This is a genomic window from Phycisphaerae bacterium, from assembly GCA_035384605.1.
In the GTDB taxonomy this organism is placed as follows: domain Bacteria; phylum Planctomycetota; class Phycisphaerae; order UBA1845; family PWPN01; genus JAUCQB01.
Window position 1 is genome coordinate 1 of the sequence record DAOOIV010000162.1, and the last position, 8,609, is coordinate 8,609.

Consider the following 8,609-nt stretch of genomic DNA (forward strand, 5'->3'; position numbering starts at 1 on the left):
GGTTCATCGGGCGGAGCCGGCCCCACCGTGCTGTGGGACACGCTGCGGGTTCAGTAGCGACGGCGCACCTTGCTTGTCAGGTGTGCTCGCGGCGTGATGAAAAGAAATCGGATCGCCAGCACCCCGGACGTTCTGTCCGGGGTGCCGCGCGATCATGGCGCTTCATCATTCGGAGGACATGTCATGCGCAGACTGAGCACACTTGCCGGCATTGTGACAACCGCGGGCCTTATTGCCGCCATGGCAACCACTGCCGTTGCCGACCCGAGCTACATTTACGGGCTACACGATCAGGGGGGAGAAGGGTACATGGGGAGTAACAAGGGCTGGATCCTCTGGACCGAGGAGATCGGACACGATCCGGGCAACTATGCCGGTAACAATTATTCGGCATGGTCGAACGCCGGCTACGGCGTGATCGTCCGGATCAACAACGGCTACGGGTCCAACGGGACGATCCCCTACGAATCGCAGTATGACAACTTCGCACAGCGATGCGCGAATTTCGTGAATGCGTCGAGCGGCGTGGACTACTACATCATCGGCAACGAGACCAATTTGCCTCGGGAGTGGCCCGGCAATAACGGCGGCGACCCGAACACCGGTCAGCCGATCACTGTCGCCCGATATGTAAGCTGCTACAATAAGTGCTACACGGCCATCAAGAACGTCAAACCGGCGGCCAAACTGATTCCGGTCCCTTCGGGCACCTGGGCTCCACCTTACCCCGGCCAGGGTATCGAAGGCTTTCTCGATTACTGGGTGAACATCCTCAACAGCATCGGAGCGAGCAAGATCGACGGACTGGCGATCCACGTCTACACTCACGGTTGCGATCCGACTCTGATCACCGACCAGGCGAAAATGGGGCCGCCGTACCAGGACATCTACTACAACTTCCAGGTATACCGGAACTACATGGCGGCCATTCCAAGCACCATGACCACCAAGCCGGTTCTGATCACCGAGTGCGATCAGAACATCGAGTGCGCCGACTACGCGACGCCGCGGCACACCTGGTACAACGTCAACAACGGATGGGTCCGAGCGGCCTATGCGGAGATCAACTCGTGGAACCAGGCCAACTCGCAGAAAATCCGGTCTCTGGTCTTGTTCCGTTGGATCATGGCCTGGGAGGACGGGTGGACTTTCGGTCTGCAGGACCGCGACCAGGTCCTGGCCGATTTTCAGCAGGCGGTTGCCTACGGCTATATGTGGGACACCGGGCCCTCCAATTGCGTCGGCCTGGGGCCGGGAAATCCCACCGGTAGCAACCTGTCTCTGACCGCAGCCTATTGTATCGAGTCCGGTCGCTACAATACGCAACAATACGGACGTTCTGCGTTGGACGGCCTGCCGGGCACAAGCTGGTGCTGCAATACCGCCCAGACCGGGGGAACCGCAACACTGGCGGTGGACCTGGGGTCGACCTCGACGGTGACGGGTTACATTGTCCGTCACGCCTCGTGGGGCGGGGGGTCGACCGCGATGAACACTAAGTACTACCGGATCGAGTCGGCCAGCTCGATCTTCGGCCCCTGGACGGTCGAGTACGACGTCGACAACAGTTGCCAGGACCAGTACAACCGATTCATCTATGAAACGCCCAAGAGCCTGCGTTATGTCCGGCTGGTTATCACGAACCCGGGCGTTGACAGCTATGTGCGCTTGCCGGAATTCGAGATTTACGGCACGGCCGGGACGCGGGGCACCATCACCGTTTACGCTTCGGACTACCAGGGCGGCGTGAACGCAGAAAGCGGTACCGACTACTACGACACGTCGAGCGGCAACAGCGGCGGTCAGTATCGATCGCACGACGTCGACATCGAGACGTGTACCGACGGCCGCTACAACGTGGGCTGGGTCGCCGCCGGCGAATGGCTCAACTTTCCGATCCAAGGCCAGGGCACCGGCGTCTACAACCTGTACATGCGTTACGCCACGCCCAACAGCGGCAAGACGTGCAGCTTCAAGCTGAACGGTGCGGCCTTGACCGGCGCTCTTTCCATGAATAACACCGGCGGTTGGCAGGCGTGGCAGACGCTCAATTGCGGTGTCGTCAACATTGGAACCGGCTGGAAGACGATCCAATTCTGCTGCGACTCAAGCGCGTTCAACATCCAGCGGTTCTGGCTGGTGCCGACCTCGTCGAGTCCGGCGATCAACCGTTCGCCAGCGAGTCTCGCGCCCTCCTGCATCGTCGGTAACAACGCATCCAGCCAGACGTTCACGGTAGCCAACAGCGGCGGGGGTACGTTGAGCTACACCATCAGCGACAACGTGAGCTGGCTCGCGTGTACGCCGACGAGTGGGACGAGCACCGGCGAGGCCGACACGATCACGGTGAACTACTCGACCAGCGGCCTGTCGGCCGGGACCTACAACGCGACCATTACGGTCAGCGACCCCAACGCCAGCAACAACCCTCAGACCGTGGCCGTGACCCTCACGGTCAGCGAGACTCCCCCATGCGAGAATGGCGATCTGATCAACGGCGGGTTCGAGTCGGGGCAGTCGCCGTGGGTGACGTTCGGGAGCACGGACGGTGTGGTGAACAGCGGCTACCACAATATCGCCTCGCACGGCGGCAGCAAGATGTTTGGCGTGGGATGTAGCTGGCAGACCCGCAACGGCGGGGCCTATCAGCAGATCGAGGTGTGTGAGGGTGCGGAGGTCGAGGCGGCCGTCTGGATCCGGACGGACAGCAGTGGGGCTGCCTGGGACACGAACTGCCGGATCGGGATCGATCCGTATGGCGGCACCGACAAGAACTCGGCCAATGTGCTCTGGACGGAATGGGCCAACTCGGTCGGTCAGTGGTCCCAGATCGGGCTGACCGGTGCGAACCGCGTTACTGCCCAGAACACCACTATTACGGTGTTTATCGAACACTGGCACAAGTGGGCTTTGACCTACAATCTGACGCTGCTGGACGACGTGCAGGTGAGCATCAGCGGCGGAGGGCCACCTCCGCCACCAGCGATCGCGTTGAACCCCACGTCGCTCTCGCCGGTGACCCAACAGGGATCGAGCCCGGCTGCCGGCTCGTTCACGGTAGCCAACAGCGGCGGGGGTACGTTGAGCTACACCATCAGCGACAACGTGAGCTGGCTCGCGTGTACGCCGACGAGTGGGACGAGCACCGGCGAGGCCGACACGATCACGGTGAACTACTCGACCGGCAGCCTGTCGACGGGAACCTACAACGCGACGATTACGGTGTCCGACCCGAACGCCACCAACAATCCGCAGACGATCGCGGTGACTCTTACCGTGAGCCCATCCAAAACCACAGTGGCTCAGGATTTCGAGTCGATGCCGAGTTGGTCGAGCAGCTTCGATGCCGGATGGGGCAGCGCCGCTTCCTGGTCTATTGTCAGCGGCGGGCAGTCCGGCAACGCCTTGCAGGCTTCGCGCGGCAGTGAGGGCTCGTCCGCGAAGGTAAAGGTGTACAGCATCACCGCCGGCGCCAACTACACCATCTCGGTGTACATGAAGTGCCCGAGCTATGGCGGGAGTTACTGGGCGGAGTGCGCCTACAAGCTGGGCAGCTACACGGCGGAGGACTTTGACCAGAACGGGGGGACCTGGGCGATGGTGAAGAAGTTTGCCGGCGACGGGGCCAACGGCAACGGCAACACGTGGACTCAGTACTCGGCGACGTTCAACAGCGGGAGCAACACGCAGATCAGTGTGGGGTTCAAGCTGGGTTCATCGGGGGGAGCCGGCCCGACCGTGCTCTGGGATACGTTGAGGATTCAGTAGTCAACTGTCAGGTCCGACAGCCGGCCCTGCTGCGGCCTGCCGGGCCATTCGCGGCTGTTCGGGCGTTGTTTTGTCGCCGAGAGCCTTCTCGAAAGGAGCGAGATTGTGATCAAACGAGCAGAAAAATGGGCGTTTGCCTGTGTGGTTCTGGCCGCGGCCCCGGTACAGGCCTTGTGTCCTCCAGGGTTCACTTGCGACTGCAAGGTGACCACCCCCTGGGTGCCGGCGGGGTCAGCATGGGGTACGGTCCACAACCCCAGCTTCGAAAGCGGATTCACGAGTGGCGTGGGCAACAACTGGACGGGGACCTATGGCCACTTCGTGAGTGCCCCGACTTTCAGTGACTCAACCGTACGGGCGACCAACGGAACGCACTCCCAGCGGATCGACATCCCGGAGTGCGCTCAGTACTACACCAGCCAACGGGCTGGCATCTACCAGCAGATCTACGTCATCCCCGGGCAGAATTACACGGTCAGTGCCGACGTATACATGCAGATCGATCAGGGCGAGTCCTACAGCGGCGAGAACATGGTCGCCAACGTGGGCCTGGATCCTTACGGCGACACCAACATCCACGAGGGCTCGGTGAAGTGGTCCGCCGCCCAGGGCGACAAGAACGCCTGGCGGACATTGACCGTCTCAACCACGGCCGTTTTCGAGGTCATGACGGTGTACGTGAACGCCATGCGCAAGTGGCCTGGCTTCGGCAACGGCCGTATCTGGATCGACAATGTAGTCATCAGCGGTCCGATCCCGACCAGTCCGCCGTCTCCGCCCGAAGAAGAGCCCCCGGATCCGGACGCCGACGTCCCCGAGACCACCGGCGGCGAACTGGTGAATAATGGCAGCTTCGAGGGGAGTTGGTCGAACGGTTTGGCTTCAGGGTGGAGTCCCTGGTCCACCGCCGGAACCGGCTACTGGAAGCAATCAACCCGGATCGGCAAAGTCGGCGCCGGCAAGTATGACTACGGCGAGGCCGACACGGTGGTCAATATGAACCCCAAGACCGCGCTGACCATGCAGATGGGCGATGCCGACTACTGGGGCAGCAGACCGAACATGATCGACACGGTGATTGTGGGTCGCCTGTACATTGACCATCTCATGGGGACGTACCTGACAAACCCGACCTACTACGGTCGCGTACACGCCGACAACTGCTGGATTGAGCAGCAGTACCATCCGCGCATCGACTGTTGGCAGGGCAGCAACGAGCCCGGCTGGGGCGATGCCGAATGGGCAAACGTTCTGGCGTTTGAGAAGGCTTTCGCCGAACGCTGTCACGAGTTGGGCATGAAGGCGGTGACGCTGAATATCTCCGTCGGGTCCCCGGGCAACATCTGGAAGATGCTTGAAGCGCGTGATTCGCTGGCGGTCAGCGACTATGTCGGGTACCACAGCTACGGCGGCCCCAACGACCAACTGATGATCAACAACGCCACATACGATCCGCCGTGCGATTACGCGCTGCGCTGGCGCAAGTACGTTCACATGTACCGTGATCGCGGCTGGCGGATGCCGCCTGTGATCTACACCGAAGGGACCACCTATCACGGCTGGCACGGGGTCTTTCAGGCCAGCCAGATTCGCGACGATCTGATCGCCTTCGGCGCCTACATGAACGAGGACAGGTGGTGTACCGGCCTGACCCTGTTCGTGGCCGGCGGGACGGGCGTTTGGGAGAACTGGAACATCCGCGGCGCGGGCGATATCGCCACGGCCTGCGGGACCTGGAACGCGAACAACCCGTCTGAAGCAACCGCGGGGCTCTACAGCCAGCAGTTTGGCGCGGGCCAGGTACATCCGACGACGTTATCGGAGATGCAGAACCCGAATGCGGCGTTCACCGGCGGCATCAGGCAGCAAATTACGGGTCTCAGTGCCGGCAACATGTATCTGCTGGATCTCGACTTCCGCTATGAGTTCCGCGGGTTCCAGCCGCAGGTTTCGTTCCATACCGGCATCGATCTGACGGGCCAAACCAGCAATCCCAATGCGGCAAGCATCAACTGGAGCAGCGATATCATCGCCGAAGAGAACGCGGTGCACGAGGTCTGGGAGCGGACCTGGCGGACGTTCACCGCCACGGGCAGCACGGCCTCCATCTGGATCATGGCCCATCAGGCGGTGAGCAACCCGGCCTACCGAATCAGTGTGGACCGGGTGTCTGTCAAGCAAGTGGCCGCTCCCCCGACCGCCCCGGCGATCAGTCTGTCGCCGACGACGCTATCACCATCGTGTACGCAGGGCAGCAACGCCTCAAACCAGACCTTTACCGTGACCAACAGCGGGATCGGTACACTGAGCTACACCATCAGCGACAACCAGGCCTGGTTGAGCTGCACGCCGACGAGCGGCACGAGCGCCGGTGAGGCGGACACGATTACGGTGAGCTACTCGACCAGCGGCCTGTCGGCCGGGACGTACAACGCGACCATTACGGTCAGCGACCCCAACGCCAGCAACAACCCGCAGACCATCGCGGTGACGCTGACGGTCAACCCGCCGGCCACTACGGTCTCTGAGGACTTTGAAACCATGCCGAGCTGGTCGTCGAGTTTTGACGGATCATGGGGAAGCGCGGCCACGTGGTCGATCGTGGCCGGCGGCCAGTCGGGTAATGCACTGCAGGCTTCGCGAGGCAGCCAGGGTTCGTCGGTCAAGGCCAAGGTGTACGGCGTGACCGCGAATACCAACTACATCGTGAGCGTGTATGTCAAATGCCCCAGTTTTGGTGGCACCTACTGGTGTGAAACCGCGTGCAAACTGGGCAGCAACACCGCTGAGGATTTCGATAACAACAGCGGCACGTGGACCATGATCAAGAAGTTTGCCAATGACGGCACGAACGGCAACGGCAACACCTGGACCCAGTACAACGTCGCCCTGAACACAGGCAGTAATACCCAGATCACGCTGGGCCACAAACTGGGCTCCTACGGCGGAGCCGGACCGACGGTGCAATGGGACACGATGCGGATTGTCCCCGAGGGTGCCGCTCCGTCGATCAGCCGGTCACCAGCGACGTTGTCGCCATCTTGTACCGAAGGCAGCAATGCCTCAAACCAGACGTTTACCGTGGCCAACAACGGGTTGGGCGTGCTGAACTACTCGATCAGCGACAATGTCTCGTGGTTGTCCTGCTCGCCGACCAGCGGGACAAGTACGGGTGAGCAGGACACCATCACGGTGACGTACTTGACCAGTGGTTTGTCGGCCGGGACGTACTATGGCACCATCACGGTGAGCGATCCGAACGCGAGCAACAGTCCGCAGACGATCGCGGTGACGTTGACGGTCAATCCGTCGAAGATCACGGTGGCCGAGGACTTCAACTCGGTACCAAGCTGGTCGAGCAGTTACGACGCCCCCTGGGGCGGGGCGGCGAGCTGGTCGAGCGTTACCGGCGGCCAGTCGGGCGATTGCCTGCAGGCCACCCGCAGCAACACCGGGTCTTCGTCCAAGGTGAAGGTGTACAACATCTCCCCGAACGCCAGCTACACCCTTTCGATCTACATGCGTTGCCCGAGTTCGACGAGCAGCTATTGGCGCGAGTGTTTCTACAAGCTGGGCAGCAACACGGCCCAGAATTTCGACTCCGACCCAGGGAGCTGGACGGAGATCAAGAAGTTCTCGAACACGGGCACCAACGGGAACGGGGACACGTGGGTGCAGTACACCAAGACGTTCAACAGCGGATCCAACACACAGATCAGCGTGGGGTTCAAGACCGGCAACAGCTCCGGCACGGCCCCAACGATGAAGTGGGACACGCTGCGTATCCAATAAGACGGAAGGTCCACCGGTGCCCTGTACGCCGGTCTTCGACCATGTCAGCGGTGCCAGCGCGCAGGGTCGCGGGCGTGTTTTTGGAGGGGCGAGTCTGCATTGTGGCTCTGCAATAACTCGGGAGGCGCGTGGCCTACCGACGGACGTATGTCTGTTTTCATTCCATCGAGGTGAAGCATGGACGGAACCAAGACAACCGGGCTCCATGTGTTGGCGGTGGTGATCAGCGGCGGAATGCTGCTCGCGTCGGCTGGACCGCAGGCTCTGGCTGATGGGACCCTGACGGGGAATTGCTGGATCGAGAAGGTGAAGGGCCGCTCCGGCAACTACCTGTCGTTATACGAGTGGAACATCCACTGCGTGGTTGACGGCGGAAGTGTGGCGGGCAAGAGCTACCGCGTGGGCCTGCCGCCGAATCCGCAGTCTTACTACACGTTCACGATGCCCGGGGGCATCTACTCCTTGTTCCTGGACCAGCCTCTGTTCTGGGGCCGGCCCAAAGCGGTATCTAACGTAGTGATTCCCGGCAGCGGCTCGACCAGCCTCGACCTCGACCTGCCCACGGATTATAGCTGCGCCTTCGGAGGCAACTCGGGCGAGTGGGGCGCTGATCCGTGGACCTCGTGGGCCCCCGTGTGGTACCAGACTTTCATCGCGACTGGCACGTCGGTCACCGGTGTGCAGTTCAAGCTGGCAGGCACAAACGCCAGAGACATGCTCGTCTCGGTGCACGCCGACAACGGCGGGAACATCACAACTTGGCCACAGGTGGGCGTGTCGCGCCTCAAGGCCAACATCGGCGCCACCGCCGACATGTGGGTGCGGTTCCGTTCGGGCATGATTCCCACCACGCCCGCGCAGCGGTATGCGCTGAAGCTGACGGGGCAGAACGGCACGCCGAACAACGATTACGCCATCTACCGTCGTATCGAGGACGGCCAAGGCTACGCTGACGGGCAGGCCTACAATGCCGCCGGCCAGGCCCAGAGCTTCGACCTGTATGCCGTCATTTTCAGCGATAACGACGGCACACTGGTGCCGTATTGTGT

3 protein-coding genes are annotated in these 8,609 nt (G+C 61.7%); all 3 read left to right on the forward strand.

Annotated features, from left to right (window positions below; all coding sequences use genetic code 11):
* Nucleotides 1-183: 183 nt before the first annotated feature.
* Nucleotides 184-3,768: a DUF5010 C-terminal domain-containing protein gene (locus tag PLL20_20695; protein HPD32419.1), complete on the forward strand. Its 3,585-nt coding sequence runs from the start codon at nucleotides 184-186 to the stop codon at nucleotides 3,766-3,768.
* A gap of 105 nt (nucleotides 3,769-3,873) precedes the next feature.
* Nucleotides 3,874-7,560, forward strand: a complete 3,687-nt coding sequence (locus PLL20_20700) for a hypothetical protein (GenBank protein HPD32420.1) — start codon at nucleotides 3,874-3,876, stop codon at nucleotides 7,558-7,560.
* A 177-nt stretch (nucleotides 7,561-7,737) separates the two neighbouring features.
* Nucleotides 7,738-8,609 (forward strand): hypothetical protein (locus tag PLL20_20705; protein ID HPD32421.1); only part of this gene is annotated, 872 nt, incomplete at its 3' end.

Excerpts from the sequence above, each read along its gene's own strand:
- PLL20_20695 (HPD32419.1), top strand. The coding sequence starts at position 184 with ATGCGCAGACTGAGCACACTTGCCGGCATTGTGACAACCGCGGGCCTT.